This is a genomic window from Mycobacterium colombiense CECT 3035 (assembly GCF_002105755.1).
Lineage (GTDB): Bacteria > Actinomycetota > Actinomycetes > Mycobacteriales > Mycobacteriaceae > Mycobacterium > Mycobacterium colombiense.
Window position 1 is genome coordinate 1,965,885 of the sequence record NZ_CP020821.1, and the last position, 16,030, is coordinate 1,981,914.

10 protein-coding genes and 1 pseudogene are annotated in these 16,030 nt (G+C 63.7%); 6 read left to right on the forward strand and 5 right to left on the reverse strand.

The features are described from left to right. Nucleotides 1-142: 142 nt before the first annotated feature. Nucleotides 143-829, forward strand: coding sequence for a TylF/MycF/NovP-related O-methyltransferase (locus B9D87_RS09070; RefSeq protein ID WP_238553429.1), 687 nt, complete (start codon nt 143-145; stop codon nt 827-829). Nucleotides 830-847: 18 nt separating this feature from the next. Here B9D87_RS09070 and B9D87_RS09075 read toward each other — a convergent pair whose 3' ends face one another. Then, on the reverse strand, nt 848-3,394 hold the full coding sequence (locus B9D87_RS09075) for an excinuclease ABC subunit UvrA (protein WP_040629748.1): 2,547 nt from the start codon (nt 3,392-3,394) through the stop codon (nt 848-850). Between the two features lie 121 nt (nt 3,395-3,515). Here B9D87_RS09075 and B9D87_RS09080 point away from each other — a divergent pair, with 121 nt between their 5' ends. From B9D87_RS09080 to B9D87_RS09090, 3 genes and pseudogenes are all read left to right on the forward strand, one after another. Further along, the gene (locus tag B9D87_RS09080; protein ID WP_040629747.1) at nt 3,516-4,667 is read left to right on the forward strand and encodes an alpha/beta fold hydrolase; all 1,152 of its coding nucleotides are present in this window, start codon (nt 3,516-3,518) and stop codon (nt 4,665-4,667) included. Between the two features lie 354 nt (nt 4,668-5,021). Continuing rightward, nucleotides 5,022-6,275: a cytochrome P450 gene (locus B9D87_RS09085; RefSeq protein WP_007770402.1), complete on the forward strand. Its 1,254-nt coding sequence runs from the start codon at nt 5,022-5,024 to the stop codon at nt 6,273-6,275. Continuing rightward, nucleotides 6,268-6,941: pseudogene (locus B9D87_RS09090) on the forward strand (TetR/AcrR family transcriptional regulator). The gene B9D87_RS09085 and the pseudogene B9D87_RS09090 overlap by 8 nt, the downstream one beginning before the upstream one ends. A gap of 50 nt (nt 6,942-6,991) precedes the next feature. On the opposite strand, the gene B9D87_RS09095 reads toward B9D87_RS09090, so the two are convergent. The 4 genes from B9D87_RS09095 to B9D87_RS09110 form a co-directional block, all read right to left on the reverse strand. After that, nucleotides 6,992-8,164 carry a CaiB/BaiF CoA transferase family protein gene (locus tag B9D87_RS09095; protein ID WP_007770398.1) on the reverse strand — a complete coding sequence of 391 codons (1,173 nt, stop codon included), beginning with the start codon at nt 8,162-8,164 and terminating at the stop codon, nt 6,992-6,994. A 67-nt stretch (nt 8,165-8,231) separates the two neighbouring features. Beyond that, on the reverse strand, nt 8,232-9,755 hold the full coding sequence (locus tag B9D87_RS09100) for an aldehyde dehydrogenase family protein (protein ID WP_007770397.1): 1,524 nt from the start codon (nt 9,753-9,755) through the stop codon (nt 8,232-8,234). Nucleotides 9,756-9,777: 22 nt separating this feature from the next. Continuing rightward, on the reverse strand, nt 9,778-10,983 hold the full coding sequence (locus tag B9D87_RS09105; protein WP_007770395.1) for an amidohydrolase family protein: 1,206 nt from the start codon (nt 10,981-10,983) through the stop codon (nt 9,778-9,780). Between the two features lie 214 nt (nt 10,984-11,197). Continuing rightward, a complete protein-coding gene (locus tag B9D87_RS09110; RefSeq protein WP_007770390.1) occupies nt 11,198-12,424 on the reverse strand; it encodes a cytochrome P450 in 1,227 nt (408 codons plus the stop codon). 376 nt (nt 12,425-12,800) lie between these two features. On the opposite strand from B9D87_RS09110, the gene B9D87_RS09115 reads away from it, so the two are divergent. After that, nucleotides 12,801-13,490 (forward strand): TetR/AcrR family transcriptional regulator, encoded by a 690-nt coding sequence (locus tag B9D87_RS09115; RefSeq protein ID WP_007770389.1) that lies wholly within the window; start codon nt 12,801-12,803, stop codon nt 13,488-13,490. 186 nt (nt 13,491-13,676) lie between these two features. Further along, nucleotides 13,677-16,025 carry a CaiB/BaiF CoA transferase family protein gene (locus B9D87_RS09120; RefSeq protein ID WP_007770388.1) on the forward strand — a complete coding sequence of 783 codons (2,349 nt, stop codon included), beginning with the start codon at nt 13,677-13,679 and terminating at the stop codon, nt 16,023-16,025. Nucleotides 16,026-16,030 lie beyond the last annotated feature (5 nt).

Genomic DNA, 16,030 nt, shown 5'->3' on the forward strand with positions numbered 1-16,030 from the left:
TCCGTCGTGAATGAGGTGTCAGGCATCTACGCTGCCGAATAATCATGCTGCGTCTTCCGGCGAGGAGGTTGAGCGCATGGAACCGGCGGCGGAGTCAGATTTTCCGTGTAGCAACGGATTCAATTGGGCTCAATTGGTGAAGATGCCGATCGTGAGTGATGAATGGCGTCATGGGCACCAAATCCTCAATTTCTACCCGATGGACAAGGACTATCGAGAATCGCCGGCAGCCCGGACGATGGTGGCCGAGCACTTCGGCAATGCCCAGGCTCTCGACACTGATGCGGAATTGCTCAAATTCGGCTCTGACCACGTCACGTTGCCGGGCGCGTTCCTGGAGATGGGCGTATGCACCGGACGAACCATCAATTTCATTGCCGCGCTCAATCCCCGGCAACGCATCTGGGGATTCGATTCCTTCGACGGCCTTCCTGAACGATGGGCCCGGACCGATATCACCGTCCCACAAGGCACATTTCGGGCCAACGTCGAGGGCTGGATGCCACCGGTCCTTCACAACGTAGCCCTGGTAAAGGGCATGTTCCACGAAACCCTTCCGGAGTTCAAAAGGCGAGTCCTGAAATCCACGCCGATCGCTTTCCTGCACGTGGATTGCGACATTTACGCATCGACGAAAGAAATTCTTGGCCAGTTGGTCGACAACATCCTGCCGGGCACCGTAATCGTATTCGACGAGTTTTATAACTACCCCGGCGCCGAGGAACAGGAATTCAGGGCCTTCCAGGAGTTTCTGGACCGGACCGGGAAGAAACCGGTCTACCTTGCCTACAACCAGTACTTCGAACAAGCGGTTGTCCAGATCGCCTGACGCGATTTGGGATGGCGCCTACGCCGACTCGGCACGCGCCAGCCGCTTCGCCAGATACGGCGCCGTGCGGCTGTGTTTCGCACGCGCCACCTTCGTCGGCGGGCCCGCCGCAACGACCCGACCCCCGTCGCTGCCGGCTCCCGGCCCCAGGTCGATCACCCAGTCCGCCCCCGCCACCATCCGCATGTCATGTTCGGCCACCACGACGGTATTTCCCGCGTCGACCAGGCGGTGCAGTTGACGGTCGAGCAGATCCACGTCGGCGGGGTGCAGCCCGGTGGTCGGCTCGTCGAGGACGTAGAGGGTGTGGCCTCGCCGGGGCCGCTGCAGTTCGGCGGCGAGCTTGATCCGCTGCGCCTCGCCACCCGACAGCTCGGTCGCGGGCTGTCCGAGACGCAGATAGCCCAGTCCGACCTCTTGCAGCGTGGTCAGGCTCCGCGCGGCGCTGGCGACGTCGGCCAAAAACTCCGATGCCTCGTCCACGGTCATCGCGAGCACGTCGGCGATCGTGCGGTCGCGATAGCGCACCTCGAGTGTCTCGTCGGAGTACCGCGCTCCTCGGCAGGCCGGGCATGTGGCGTATGTGCCTGGCAGAAACAACAATTCGACCGAGACGAACCCCTCACCCTGACATGTGGAGCAGCGACCTTCGGCCACGTTGAACGAGAACCTGCCCGCCGTCCACCCGCGGCGACGCGCCTTCGGGGTCGCAGCGAATTCACGGCGCACGGCGTCGAACAAGCCGGTGTAGGTCGCCAGCGTCGAGCGCGGCGTGCGTCCGATCGGGCGCTGGTCGACGGATACCAGCCGGTTGATCTCCTCGGCCCCGTCCGCCCGCACGCCGACACTGGCGTCGTGATCGAGATCAATGATCCCGCTGTCGGTTTCGTCGTCATCGGGGTCGGCCGGCTCGGCGGCTCGTCCGGTGCCGAGATGGCTGTGCACGACGTCGCCGAGGACCTTGACGACGAGCGTCGACTTGCCTGAGCCGGACACTCCGGTGACCGCCGTGTACACGCCGAGTGGCAGGTCCACGTCGAGGTCTCGCAGGTTGTGGAAGCAGATTCCGCGCAGCCGCAGCCGCCCGGACGGCGTGCGCGGCTGACGGCACGGCGGCCCCGATCCGTCGAAAAGGTACCTACGAGTGACCGAGCCCTCGATGTCGGCGAGGCCCGCCACCGGGCCGCTGTAGAGCACACCCCCGCCAAGCTCTCCGGCCCCAGGTCCCACGTCGACGATCCAATCGGCACGGCGTACCACGTCCATGTCGTGCTCGACCACGAACAGCGAGTTGCCCGCGCGCCGAAGCCGATCGAGCACCTCGAGCAGCGGTTCGGCGTCGGCGGGGTGCAGGCCGGCCGACGGCTCGTCCAACACATAGAGCACGCCGAACAAGCCCGCGCGCAGTTGGGTGGCGAGCCGCAACCGCTGCAGTTCGCCGGGTGACACGGTCGGAGTGCGGCGAGAAAGCGTGAGATAGCCGAGGCCGAGATCGATGAGGACCTGCAGGCGTGCGACGAGGTCGGCGGCGATCATGGTCGCCACTTCCGTCAGCTCACCGGATTTCGTGGACTCGTACGCGGCGGCCGCATCGGTCCGAGAAGCCGTCGGGCGCAACGCATCAGCAAGCTCGGCCAACGGCATCGCGGTGTAGTCGGCGATGGTTCGCCCGGCGAAGGTCACCTTCAGCGCCTCCGGCCGCAACCCCGAGCCGTCGCATACGGGGCACTCGACGCTGTCGACGAACTGCAGCACGCGGCGACGCATCATCGCGCTGTGGGAGTTGGCCAATGTGTGGCGGACGTGACGTTCGGCGCTGGAGAACGTGCCGTTGTAGTAATAATCGGCCTGCACGGGGTGCTGGCTCGGATCGATTTCGACCGTTGGCTGCTCATCGGTGAACAGAATCCAATTGCGTTGCCGCTTCGGGAGTTTGCACCATGGCTTGTCGATGTCATACCCCAGCGTGACGAGGATGTCGCGAAGGTTTTGGCCCTGCCATGCGCCCGGCCACGCGGCAACGGCGCCTTCGCGAATGGTCAGCGCGGGGTCTGGTACCAGCGTCTCTTCGGTCACCCGATGGATCCGTCCCAACCCGTGGCATTCGGGGCACGCCCCCACTGCGGTGTTCGGTGAGAACGCATCGGAGTCCAGGCGTTCCGTGGCCCCCCGGGGGTAGGTGCCGGCACGGGAGAACAGCATCCTCAGCAGGTTCGACAGGGTGGTGACGGTGCCGACCGTCGATCGCGACGTCGCCGAACCGCGGCGCTGCTGCAGCGCGACGGCAGGCGGTAGTCCGGTGATGTCATCCACCTTCGGTGCGCCGGTGGGCAATAGCAGCCGACGGGCGTACGGGGCGACCGATTCGAAGTACCGGCGCTGCGCCTCGGCATAGATGGTCCCGAAGGCCAACGACGATTTTCCGGATCCGGAGATTCCGGTGAACGCGACCAGCGCATCCCGCGGCGCTACGACGTCGACACCCCGCAGATTGTGGACCCGCGCCCCGTAAACACGCACGCATGGGTCGATTTCGTCCGCGCTTCGATCGGGCATTTGCGTCATCTTGCTCAGCGGTGTACCCCCGGGTGCGGCCGCGCAAGCGCGATGCTTGCAGGTAGCCACTAGCGGGGTCCGGCCGCGATCCCGTTTTAACGCCTGGCCGGCCGGGAATCCCGCCGAGGCCATGACGGAGACATCACCAAGCCGCATCCGCCTGAGCCATCACGTGGTGGAACTCGATGACGGGCGCCGGATTGGACTTTCAGTCGGCGGCCGCGGAGTGCCGTTGTTGTTCATGCACGGCCTCCTGCTGAGTCGTAAGGCGTATCTGCGGATGCTCAGCCGGATCGCCGGGATGGGGTTTCTGGTCGTGGCCGTCGATGCCGCCGGCCACGGCGACACCGGGCGACTGCCCGCCGACGCGTGCGGCTTCACCGACCGCGCCGATTCGGTGTTGCGCACGCTGGACGCCCTGGGCATCGGGCAAGCGCTGTTCGTCGGCCACTCGATGGGCGGCCGAATGACCATTCAGCTGGCGGCACGCGCGCCCGAGCGGGTACTCGCCGCCGTGCTCTTCGACCCGGCGGCGGGAGGCCGGTTCGACACGACCATCCCCAAGCTGGTCAGGTCGCCGACCAAGGCGCTGGGCGCGGCCTACACCGCGGTCCGCGACACCCTGGGCGACCCGACGCAGCTCTCGCCCAGCGAGCAACTCGGATACTTCCGCGTGCTGGCCGCGGTGGCGGTGCCCAACCTGCGTGATCCCCTCGCGGCCGTCCGGACGATCAAGGCCATCATCGAGTCCGGCGACTACACGCCGATGCTGCACACCATGCGCGACGAGGGCATGCCCACGATGGTGGTGCACGCCGAGAAAGACATGATCGTGCCCTTCCAGCACGCGCGCGACATCGCCGACGAGTCCGACGCCACGCTGTACAAGGTGCCCGACGCGTACCACTCGTGGATGATTGCCAATCCGCGCCAGGGCGCCGACGCGTTTCGTCAACTGCTCGACGGCGAACTCGGCGAGGTGCTGCGCGAGGCCGCCGACACGATGGGCATCACGGGCCTCGACGACCACGAGGCCTGGGAGCGTGCATTGTTGGACCCCGATGCGCTGGTGTTGCAGTTCATCCACGATCGCGACCGCATCGAAATCGGGCCCGAGGAGCTCGACCATCTCGACCTCGAGCTGGTGCGCCAGACGGAACGTTCGCACGAGCGGATGTCCTGGGCTCGGCGAACGTATCGCCGGTGGGCGGCCAAGCACCTGCATCAGGCGCGATCGCTAATCGGGCAGAACACCCGGATTCAGCCGGAAGACCGCGAGTAGGGCTCGGAGCCGCGGCCACCGGATCCGGTTTTGACGCTTTTCGTCGGCGGTTGTTGATGCTTGTTATCTTGGTGGCTCAACGGCTTTCGGCCCCTAGAGATCCTGGTGAGAACTGCCGCTTCTCACTCGGATCCGGGTCATACTCACTGTCCATCTTGGTATGTACGGGGCCCGCCGGGGTCGTTCGGGCATCCATACGGACACAGAATGTCGATTCGTATGACCTCGATTTGTCGTTTGCGCCGTTGAACTCGGCTTACCTTGGCGAGCCTTGACGATCACACTCGGTGGTCATACGCTCTGAACATAAACGTCCGTACGCCCGTCTAGGCGCCCGCTGAAGTTGGGACATCGATGAACGCGCACAGCACCGCCCCCAACGTCTTCGACGCTGGTCTCCCTACGTTCGATTACGGCCTCACGGCCACTCCGCACGACATCCTCGACGATGTCCGAAAGGCCCAATCGCGCGCGCCCATCGCCATCGGACCCCTCGGCCCGGAGATCCTGTCCTACGAACTGGCTCGCGACATATTGCGCGACAATAGATTCCGCTTGCCACCCGGTATCACTCTGGCGGCCCAGGGCATCACGTCGGGTCCGTTGTTCGACAAGATGGCGAACAGCCTCCTGGGCCTCGACGGAGCGGCACATCTTCGGTTGCGGAAGCTGGTTTCCAAAGCGTTCACTCCCCGCGCGACGTCACGTCTGCAAGACACGATCCACGAGGTGGTGAACGGGCTGATCGACCGCGTGGTGGACGCCGGACGCTGCGACGTCGTGACCGACATCGCGCGGCCCTACCCCACCCCGATCATGTGCGCGCTGCTCGGTGCGCCTCGCGAGGATTGGCAATTGTTCGCGGACTGGACTGAGGACGTCTTCAAAGCCCTCAACTTCCAGCCGGACGCCAACTTCGATGAGTCCGCGATCATGCGTGCGTGGGGCGAACTCGACGCCTATGTCGACGGAATGGTCGCCGCCCGCCGAGACAATCTGACCGATGATCTGCTGTCGGAGCTTATTCGCGCCGAAAGTGACGGCGAGCGGCTGAATCTCGACGAACTCCGGATGCTGGTGGCCGGCTTCTTAATGGCGGGAACGGATACGACGCGAAACCAGCTGGCGGCGTCGGTTCAGGTGCTCTGCGAGCACCCAGATCAATGGGAGAAGCTGCGCGACCATCCAGAACTTGCCATGCAGGCGGTCGAGGAGAGCATGCGCCACTCACCGGCGGCCAGCATCGTGCCGCGCGCGGCCACCGAGGATGTCGAGTTCGGTGGCTATATGTTCCCGGCAGGAACCTTCGTTTTCGCGAACACCTTTGCAGCCAACCGAGATCCAGCGATCTATCGCGACGCTGACCGCTTCGACATCGCGCGCAAGGACGTTCCCCCAATTCTGACGTTCGGCGGTGGCGCGCACTACTGCCTAGGGGCAAACCTGGCACGCCGGGAATTGGCGGAAGCGCTCACCGTCCTCACCCGCCGCCTCCCCGCCCCGCATCGCGCCGGTCCGGCCCCATGGAAATCCCTGCTCGGAATGACCGGCCCGAAAACTCTTCCGATTGAGTTCGCCAGCGAAAGGTTTGTGACGGCGGATGCGTAGTCGAGGCTGGGCGGGTGTGACACCCTCGTCGGACGAGGAGGCGATTTCGCGCATTCTGACGGCGGTGGACGAAGAGGTCGCCGAGCATGGGGCGGCAATACGACTTGCCGACGTCGCCCGCCGGCTCGGTGTCACTCGCCAGACGGTGTACCGCTACTTTCCCAACGCTGATGCGCTCCTAATCGCCAGCTCAATGCGTGCGGTCAACGGGTTCATCGATCAAATCGCTGAACGCGTTCGCGGATTCAACGACCCAGTCACCGCAATCGTCGAAAGCGTGTCGTTTGGAATCGAAAACCTCGCTGGTGATCCACAACTGGAAAACCTGCTGACCCGGCGACAGGAGGGCGAAGCCGCCACATCGCTGAGCTCCGACACCGCGATCACATTCGCCCTGTCACTTTTCCACCGCTTCGATGTTGATTGGGAGCTCCACGGCTTCGACAACACCACGCTCCGTGAACTTGCCGAAATGACCCTGCGCGCTGTGCAGTCCCTCCTGACCGATCCGGGCAGCCACCCCGCGATGGAGTCGCGCTGCGCCGCTTCGTTGCTCGATGGCTCGGTCCAGCAATCCTCTATCCAAGAATGGCGTCGCTGTCGATTTACGGACAAGTCGCAACGTTCGACAGAGGTGGGGAGCACGCCACTCGGCCGGGCCCATAAGACGCCGAACCTCCTCGTTTCTGGACCGTGAGTGGGGCATGCGCTGATGTTCAGATTGCACCCGACGAACGAAGGCGCTCCATTCCGGCCGCGTCGTAGCCCGCCAGGGCGCAGAGTAGCTCTTCTGTATGCTGCCCAACGTGCGGCGCTGGCGGCGGTGCAAATCCTTCGCCGGGCTTGGTCTTGATGCACGTCCCCATCATCCGCTGCGACGTCCCGTCCGGATGGGCCTGCTCGTAGACGAGTCGACGGTCTTTGGCATGGTCGTCGTCGAAAAGATCCGCTCCCAAAAAGGCCGGCGCCCCGGCGATGTCGGTCGCGATGAAGAAGTCGGTCCACTCCTTGCGTGTTCGGCTCTCGAAGATTGCTGTGAGTTCTTTGCGCAGCCGGGCCTCCGCCGCCGGGTCCTCCCCCGGCTTGCGGCGCCCCGGTTCGTAGAGATCCATCCTGTCGAGTGACTCGCAGAACCTCCGCCAGAACTTGTCCTCCAAGGCGTTGAACACCACATAGTTACCGTCGTGAGTGCGGTAGTACTGGTAGCGAAGCGAGGCGCGGATGCCCTCACCGTAGGAGGGTCGACCGTTCGCCAGCGCCGTGAGGTGCTGAAAGTTCCAGTTGATCGCCGCATCGACCTGCGCTACTTCGATGTACTGCGGCTCGCCGTCGCGCCCGGCGGCATGCAGTGCTGCGAGGACGCCCATCGCGGCGTATAGCGGTCCCGCCAGAACACCTGTCGTGCCGGTGGCCGCCCCCGAAAGGCGTGGCGTCCCATCCGCATCGATGATCGGCGGACTCAAGCCGGCGAAGCAATCGAAAGACAGCCCGTGTGTGGCCAGTCGGGTGTAGGGCCCATAACTGCCCATGCCGTTGAGCACGCAGTAGACCACCGTCGGGTTGACCGCGACGACGTCGTCGTAGCTGAAGCCGAGCCGGTGCGCGGTTCCATAACGTAATCCGTCGATCACCACCGCCGACGTCGCGGCCAGGCGCCGAAACGCCTCCTGCCCGTCCGGCGTTTTCAAATTGATCGCGACACTCTTCTTGCCGCGATTCCAGTGCGAGTCCTGCAGCTCGCCGCCGGAAACCGCGGAACCGCGAAACCCACCGCCGCCAGGCGGCTCGACCTTGATCACCTCTGCGCCCAGGTCAGCCAGATGTCCGCCCAGTGCATCGGCGGAGAAGAGTGACACCTCGAGGACGCGGACATCCTTGAGCAGTTCCATAACGCGACCTTTCCAGCTGGAGCCCGGACGCAATGCAGTGCGGCGCGTCCCCGAAAGGGGTGATCTGCTACATCATGGTGATCGATTTCAGCTCGGTGTATTCCTCGAAGCCCCACCGACCCTGCTCGCGGCCGAGTCCACTTTGCTTGAAGCCACCGAACGGCCCTCCGCCGTTGAACATGCCGCGTGCCGGTAGAGACCAGCCGGGGCCCTGCCCGCCACCCGGATTTGTTCCCAGGTCGGCACCGGGTGCGACAGTCTGCACCATGATGGTGCCGGTTCTGACCTGCCTGGCGACGTTGAATCCCCTTGCGGCGTTGCGAGTTACCACCAACCCTGCCAGGCCGTAGATGGAGTCGTTCGCGATGCGGATGGCTTCGTCTTCGGAGCGATAGGTCATCACTGCCAGGACAGGCCCGAAAACCTCTTCCTGGCATAACCGCATCTCGCTGCGGCAGCCGACCAGGGCCGTCGGTTCATAGTAGAAGCCGCGTTCAAGATGTTCCGGACGCCTACCGCCGACCACCAGCTGCGCGCCTTCCTGCAGGGCCGACTGAACGAAGGTCTCGACTTTCTGACGTTGCTGATCCCTGATCAGCGGACCGACGACAGTGGCGGGATCACGCGGATCCCCGACCGTGATCATCGGAGCCATGGCTTTGAGGCCTTCGACATACGCGTCGAGCAGGTGCTCGGGCAACAGGAGCCGCGATGTGACTGTGCACGCCTGTCCGGCATGCATCAATACTTGTCCGAATCCTATTCCAGCAACGTCACTCTCGGTGACATCGTCGAGGACGATGTGCGCACTCTTGCCACCGAGTTCGAGTTGTGCGCGTTTCATCGTCGCCGCCGATAGTTCGCGGATGCGGCGACCGGTAGCGGTCGAACCGGTGAACCCAATCATGTCGACGCCCGGATGGGTACACAGCTCCTCGCCGACACCAGCACCTCCCACCACCACGTTGAACACTCCGGGCGGGAGGCCCGCTTCCTCACCGACCTTGGCCAGCTCCAAAGCGTTCATCGGGGTCCACGGGTGGGGTTTGAGTACCACGGTGCAACCGACGGCCAATGCGGCCAAGCACTTCTGAATGTTGATCGAAAACGGGAAGTTGAACGGCGTGATGACTCCGACTACCCCGACCGGTTCGCGGACCACGGTTACGCCGCCGACGCCAGTCGGTGAAACCACGGGCCCGCCCGGTGTTTCCACCCATATCACATCGTGTTCGACGAACTCGCCGTAGTAGTGGGCCGCCTCGATAGCACCCCCGACCTGAATCAGGTCGGTGATGAAGCCGGTCGAGCCGATCTCGGCGACGACGAGCTCCCTCAGTTCCGCTTTGCGCTCGTCCAGTATCTCAGCGAACCGCGTGATGACCTTTGCCCGTTCCCGAACGGACATCCACGGCCACGGCCCTTCGTCGAAAGCTCGCCGGGCGGCTTCGATCGCCATGGTCGCCTGCTTGGGTCCACCATCGACGACTCGCCCGATCAATTCCTCGGTCGCCGGATCGATGACGTCGATGGCGCCGAGGGCGTTGTCGCTCGACCACTGACCGTCGATGAAGCTCTGATACTCCCGCATTCGATGAATCCGTACGCGCCGACTAGGCCGCCGTCGGATACGGGGCCGGCTCGAAGTCGAAGACCCGGCGGGCATTACCCTGCAGCACTTTGTACTTGTCGAGGTCGGACCTGCCGTCGAGTGCCTTGTGGGCGGCCTGGAGGGAATGGGGCCAGAGGCTGTCGGTGTGCGGATAATCCGTCTCGATCATTACGTTGTCGATACCGATGGAGTCGAGATTCGCTGCGCCGAAGTCGTCTTCGATGAAACAGCCGTACATGTGGTCGCGGAAGAGCTGGCGCGGCGATTCCGGGAAAATCGCGGGATCGGTGGGTACCGGGGTCAGGCGCATCGTGGCCGGGTCGACCGCCCAGTTGTTGGCGCGCAGGTATTGGTAGTCGGCGGCGACATGTTCCGCACGCTCGATGAGGTATGGAATCCAGCCGATGCCGCCCTCGGCCAGCACGATCTTCAGGTCGGGGTACTTCTGTAGCTTGCCCGAGAACAACCAATCGGTAGTCGAGTTGGCCAGGTTGAGGTTGATGTTCACGGCCTGAACCCCAAACGGTGCGTCGGGCGAGGTGGTGGGACTAACCGAGGAAGATCCGATGTGTGTGCACAGCGGCATCTTCGTCTCGTTCACCACCGCGAAGAAATCGTCCCATGCGCCCGAATGGATGGACGGAAACCCTAGCGGGTGCAGGTTCTCCGAGAAGGCAATGGCTTTGGCGCCCTTGCCGGCGCACCGCAGTGTCTCCTCGACAGCCAATCCGGTATCCCACAACGGAATGATGACCATCGGGATGTAGCGGCCCGGCGCCGCCGCGCACCACTCATCGATGACGAAGTCGTTGTAGGCCTGCACGCACTTGAGACCCAGATCGCGGTCACCGAGGTGGGCGAACATCTGGCCACAGAACCGGGGAAAGAACGGAAAGTTCAGTCCCGCGATCACGTGGTCCTCGTCCATGTCAGCGATGCGGGCCACCGGGTCGAAGTATGCGCGCGGCATTTCGTCGTAATTGACCGGCAGCGGTGAGTACTCGGCCGGACGTTGGTGAGCCGCGACCAAGATGCCCATCACCGACGCGCGCGCCTGGTCGTAGATCCACGTATCGACGCCGTCGATGCGTTCGACGCGTGGCACTCGATCGCGGTCGGCGGCCGAGGCGCGGTCGACCCATAGGTTCGGTGGCTCGATGATGTGGTCATCGACGGAGATCATCCATTGAAGGTCTTGCTTGTCCACGGGATCCTCCCTGATTTCACCGAACCGGTTAAGCGGGCGCGGAGCGCGAGCAATGGGGCGGCTTCACGCAAGACGGATGCCGAACTACCGGCTGACCTGATGCTAAGAGCGGCGCGGGCGCACTGTCAAGTAGCACTCGATAACTTGGCGCGTCCTGTGCCGGGTCTGTTATTCCGCTGGCTGACAGCCGATGTCGACGATGGCCCGCCATCGCTCACTGGGCGACACGGGCACCTGACGTGAACACGACGGGCAGGGCGCGGTAGCCCCGGGTGACCGAGTTCCCGTGAAAATCAACTTTTGCCCCAGGGGGGATGGCGTAGTCGGGTATCCGCTTCAGGGTCTGTTCGACGCCCACCCGGAATTCGAGTCGGGCGAGGTTGGACCCCAGGCAGCGATGGACGCCGGCTCCGAATCCGAGGTGGCGATTTGTCTGTCGATCGAGAATGCACTTGTTCGGCTCGTCGAACTCGCGCGCATCGCGGTTGGCCGCCGCATAGTTCACGACGACCGTCTCACCGGGACAGAACTTCTGCCCGCTCAGTTCAACCTCTTCAGCGACTGATCGATGGAGTCCGTGGACCGAACCGGCGAACCGGACGAATTCCTCTATCGCCGTGGGCATCAACTCCGCGTCGTGTACCAGGCGGTCGCGCTCCGAAGCATGGGTACCCAGATAAAATAATGCGAACGACATTGCACTAGAGGTTGTTTCGAGCCCCGCTTGCACCAGCAGCATCACATTCGCGACAACGTCGTCGAAGCTCAATTTCTCACCGTCTATCTCGGCTGCGAGCAAGACATCGATCAGGTCATCGCGAGGCGGCTCACTACGACGTTTGTCGATCTCCTCGCGTACCCGTACGTAAAGGTTCGTCATCGACGCGTTTCGGACCTCTTCGCTTTCACCATTGATCGCGAGGTCGGCTGTCTCGATGTAGAGCGGCACGTCCTCAACGGGCATGCCGAGTAGATACCGAAAGAACACGATCCCAGGTTGCTGCCAGGCGACGTCGGCAAGATCGCCGCGGCCCAACTCGATGAAATTGTCGATCAACCCGTCGGTGACCGCACACACCTGGGGCTCCAGCTCCTTCATCCGACCCGGAGAGAAGTACGGGTTGAGAACTTTACGAAGCTGCTGCTGCCGTGGAGGATCCAAGGTGATCACGATGTCGCCAAACGACATCGGGGAACCTTCCATCCCAAGGGGCTTGCTGGAGAACCTGCGCCAGTCACGCAAGATCTCGTAACAATCGTCGTAGCGGGTGGCGACCCACGCGCCCCCCGGCGTAGCGCCCAGGAAGGGGACATCCTGGTGGCTGAACGGCCCGCTCTCCCGCATCACTGCGTAGACCTCGTAGAGGAATTCTTGGTCGTTGAAATCTTCGTGACGAAGATCGAGGTTCCGCGCGTGTTCCTCCGGTGATTTGCTCACCATGGGTAGTCCTTTCCGCCCCCGGATGCGGGCATGCCGACCTCGGGACAATGCCGACGCCAGCGGTCAACCTCGACAGACGGCCCCCAACGAGGGGGCGTCCACATTCCAGTTACACCGCAAGTGCGCCACCGTCCATGTGCCATCTGCGCCGGCCCTCGCGTTTCTAGCACACGCAGAAATTCGCTTTGGCAGCACAGTAAATCGTCGAATACGTGGAGTCAAGTCGCACTCGATAACTGCCTGCGCCCACCTATGACCCGCACGCCGCCGTACGTGTGAACAAACACGTATGCGGCCGAAGACGGCTGGGAGGCGCGTGGGGCGGCACGCAAGCGAGCTTTCCCTCAGCCGACGGGTGCTCGCTACAGTATGTGTGATGACCACAGGTGCGCGGCGGCGAGTTCGCGACAAGGACGGCAAACAACGAGCCCTCCTTGAAGCGGCTGCTGAGGTCTTTGCCGAAGCGGGATACGCGGCCGCGGCGACGAAGGAGATCGCCCGTCGCGCCGACTGCTCTGAGGCCATGCTGTTCCACTACTTCGGGGACAAGCGAGGCATCTTCGAGCAGGTTGTTTCTCGACAGATCGCGGACCTCGTCAGTGAGGCCGAAGAGCGGGTCGTGACGGCCCTGCCTGCGCGCGTCGAGGACTATATCGAGCAGCTTTTCTTTGCGAGACTCAGGATCGATGACCGGGACAGCGGTGTTCCCGGCTGGGACATTTCCGGTCGGGCGTTATCAGATCCGGACTTCTCGCTGCGCGTGCTGCAACCCAATCACGCGCGCCGTTCGGCCGTTATTGCCGAAGGCGTTCGCCACTACCAAGCCGCGGGGCAGATCAGGGCCGAGGTCGACGCCGACCTGTTCGCCGAACTGCTGGCTAATTTCATCATCTTCACAACGAGCCTCGGACCCCGCTGGTTTGGTACGGGCGAGTCAGACATCCGCGCGCAGATCGAACTTGGTTCGCAGATCCTCGCCAAAGGCGTAAGCACATCGATTACGAAGCCTCCCGCCAAGCGACGCGGACGGGTTCAACGGGCCCCTAAGGTGCGGGCGGCCGAGTAACGGCTCCAACGGAACTCAACCGCAGCCATTGTTATCGAGCGACACTTGACACTGTAGCTTTACCCTCGCTAGCGTCGTTGCCAGCCAGGCTATCGGCACGAGCGCGAGGACAGGAAGTGGCGTGTGTGCACTCATCGGCGCGAGTAACTCACTTCCGAAAACATTGACGCGGAAAGTCGCACGGCGATGAACGCCCTGCGGGGGGTTCGCGTTGTCGAATGGGCCACGGAAATCGCCGGCCCGTATTGCACCAAGTTGTTCGCCGACCTCGGAGCGGAGGTCATCAAGATAGAAGCCCCGGAAGGGGATCCCTTCCGGCACAGAATATCTGGTGATCGAAACGACGCCGACGCGCTGTTCAAATTCTTAAACGCCGGCAAGCGTTCCGTCGTCGGCACTGCGCTGCCCGACCTGGAGCCGCTCATCGCTTCCGCCGATGTGTTCGTCGAGTCCCTCGGCCCCGGGGCACTCGACCGCGAGGCCCTCCTCCGGCGTGCGCCACACCTGGTGATCGTGGCGTTGTCTCCGTACGGATTGACCGGACCGTACCGGGACCGGCCCTCAACGGAGTTCACGATCCAGGCCGAGAGCGGAACCCTCGCGCTGCGGGGCCGTCCGGACCAACCGCCCATTCAAGCGGGTGGTCGAGTCTTCGAATGGGTCATGGCCGGCTATGCAGCCGTCGGGGCGCTTGGTGCATTGCGTCGGGCTCAACTCGGCGGACCGGGTGAAATCGTCGACTGCTCATTGTTGGAGTCTTGTCATCTCAGCGCCAGCGGATTCGCCGACCTCTACCACGAGCTGGCCGGTCGTCCGCCCTTGCCGGTGCCGGCCCGACAGGTTGAGATCCCGTCCATCGAGCCGACCGCAGACGGATGGGTGGGCTTCAATACCAATACGCGTCAGCAATTCGAGTCGTTCCTGGCAATGATCGAGCGACAGGACCTGCTCGACGAGGACCCGGCCTGGGCGCTCGCCACGACCCGGTGGGATCGCCGGGAGAAGTGGAATCAGATTGTGCGGGAATGGACTACGCGGCGTTCCACTGACGAGATCGTCGCGTTGGCCTCCGATCTGCGGATCCCCGTCTCACCCGTCAACGATGGCCAGACCGTGCTGGACCACCCCCAATTCGCCGCGCGCGGCGTGTGGGGCACGTATGCCGACGGCAGCTTCACCCACCCATTGGCGCCCTACCGGATCGATGGCCGGCGACCCGCGCCGACAGCCGGCGCTCCCCCGCTCGGCGAAATAGCAAAAGTACCGGCCCACAGCAGGATTGGTGCCGTTGCCGACCGCGCACCGGGACTTCCGCTGAACGGCGTACGAGTCCTCGACGCGACGGCATGGTGGGCGGGCCCCTCCTCCACGCACATTCTCGCCGCACTGGGCGCTGAGGTCATTCACCTGGAGTCGACGCGCCACCCCGACGGCGCGCGGATGGCGGCCGCGGCGTTCGCCGATCGGTCTCAGTGGTGGGAGCGGTCGGGGATGTATTTGGCCACTAACACCAATAAACGAGGGCTCACCCTCGACCTGTCCTCGGCCGAAGGACGGGAGTTGCTGTTCGGACTCGTCAAATGCTCCGACATTCTGGTCGAGAACTTCTCGCCACGCGTCTTCGACAATTTTGCCATCACGTGGGAGGCCGTCAGTAAGCAGAACCCTCGAATCGTAATGGTTCGTATGCCCGCGTTCGGGCTCGACGGGCCATGGCGTAATAACGTGGGTTTCGCGCAAACGATGGAACAGATGACCGGAATGGCTTGGGTGACCGGCCACGAGCACGACCAGCCGCGAATCCCCCGCGGACCGTGTGACCCACTGGCAGGGATGCACTCCGCCTTCGCCACGCTCGCAGGACTCCGGCGACGCGACGAGACGGGCCGAGGGTCCCTCATCGAAGTATCGATGGTTGAGGCCGCGCTCAATGCGGCCGCCGAACAGGTTGTCGAATTTACCGCCTACGGGAACCTGATCTCGCGACTGGGAAATCGCAGCCGTGACGCCGCTCCGCAAGGGCTCTACCCATGCGCGGGGACCGAGCGGTGGCTGGCGATTTCGGTCGCCACGGACGAACAGTGGCGCCGATTGAAGTCGGCTCTGCGTGAACCGGATTGGGCGAACGACCCCGCGCTGGACACCCACGACGGGCGGGTCCGGGCACACGATGTGATCGACAAGCATCTCGAACAGTGGGCTAGCCAGCACGATTCCTCGGCCGCCGCCGAGTTGCTCGTCGAACATGGTGTCCCGGCTGCGGATTTGGCAGACGCCAGGGTCAGCTCGACGCACCCTCAGCTCGCCGCACGAGGCTTTTTCGAAAGCCTCGACCATCCCGTCGTGGGACGCCATCACGTGCCGACGATTCCCTTCAAGTACCGCAGCGTCGACAAGTGGTACCGGTCAACGGCGCCGACGTTGGGCCAGCACAACGCGAGCATCCTCGGCGAGCTGCTCGGCCTCGACGCCGCATCGATCACGGCGCTCACAGAAAGGGGCGTCATCGGGACCAGACCAGGCGGATTGGATTAGACAGC

Excerpts from the sequence above, each read along its gene's own strand:
- B9D87_RS09115 (WP_007770389.1), top strand. The coding sequence starts at position 12,801 with ATGACCACAGGTGCGCGGCGGCGAGTTCGCGACAAGGACGGCAAACAA.
- B9D87_RS09100 (WP_007770397.1), bottom strand. The coding sequence starts at position 9,755 with ATGCGGGAGTATCAGAGCTTCATCGACGGTCAGTGGTCGAGCGACAAC.
- B9D87_RS09080 (WP_040629747.1), top strand. The coding sequence starts at position 3,516 with ATGACGGAGACATCACCAAGCCGCATCCGCCTGAGCCATCACGTGGTG.
- B9D87_RS09075 (WP_040629748.1), bottom strand. The coding sequence starts at position 3,394 with ATGACGCAAATGCCCGATCGAAGCGCGGACGAAATCGACCCATGCGTG.
- B9D87_RS09070 (WP_238553429.1), top strand. The coding sequence starts at position 143 with ATGCCGATCGTGAGTGATGAATGGCGTCATGGGCACCAAATCCTCAAT.
- B9D87_RS09085 (WP_007770402.1), top strand. The coding sequence starts at position 5,022 with ATGAACGCGCACAGCACCGCCCCCAACGTCTTCGACGCTGGTCTCCCT.
- B9D87_RS09095 (WP_007770398.1), bottom strand. The coding sequence starts at position 8,164 with ATGGAACTGCTCAAGGATGTCCGCGTCCTCGAGGTGTCACTCTTCTCC.
- B9D87_RS09110 (WP_007770390.1), bottom strand. The coding sequence starts at position 12,424 with ATGGTGAGCAAATCACCGGAGGAACACGCGCGGAACCTCGATCTTCGT.
- B9D87_RS09120 (WP_007770388.1), top strand. The coding sequence starts at position 13,677 with ATGAACGCCCTGCGGGGGGTTCGCGTTGTCGAATGGGCCACGGAAATC.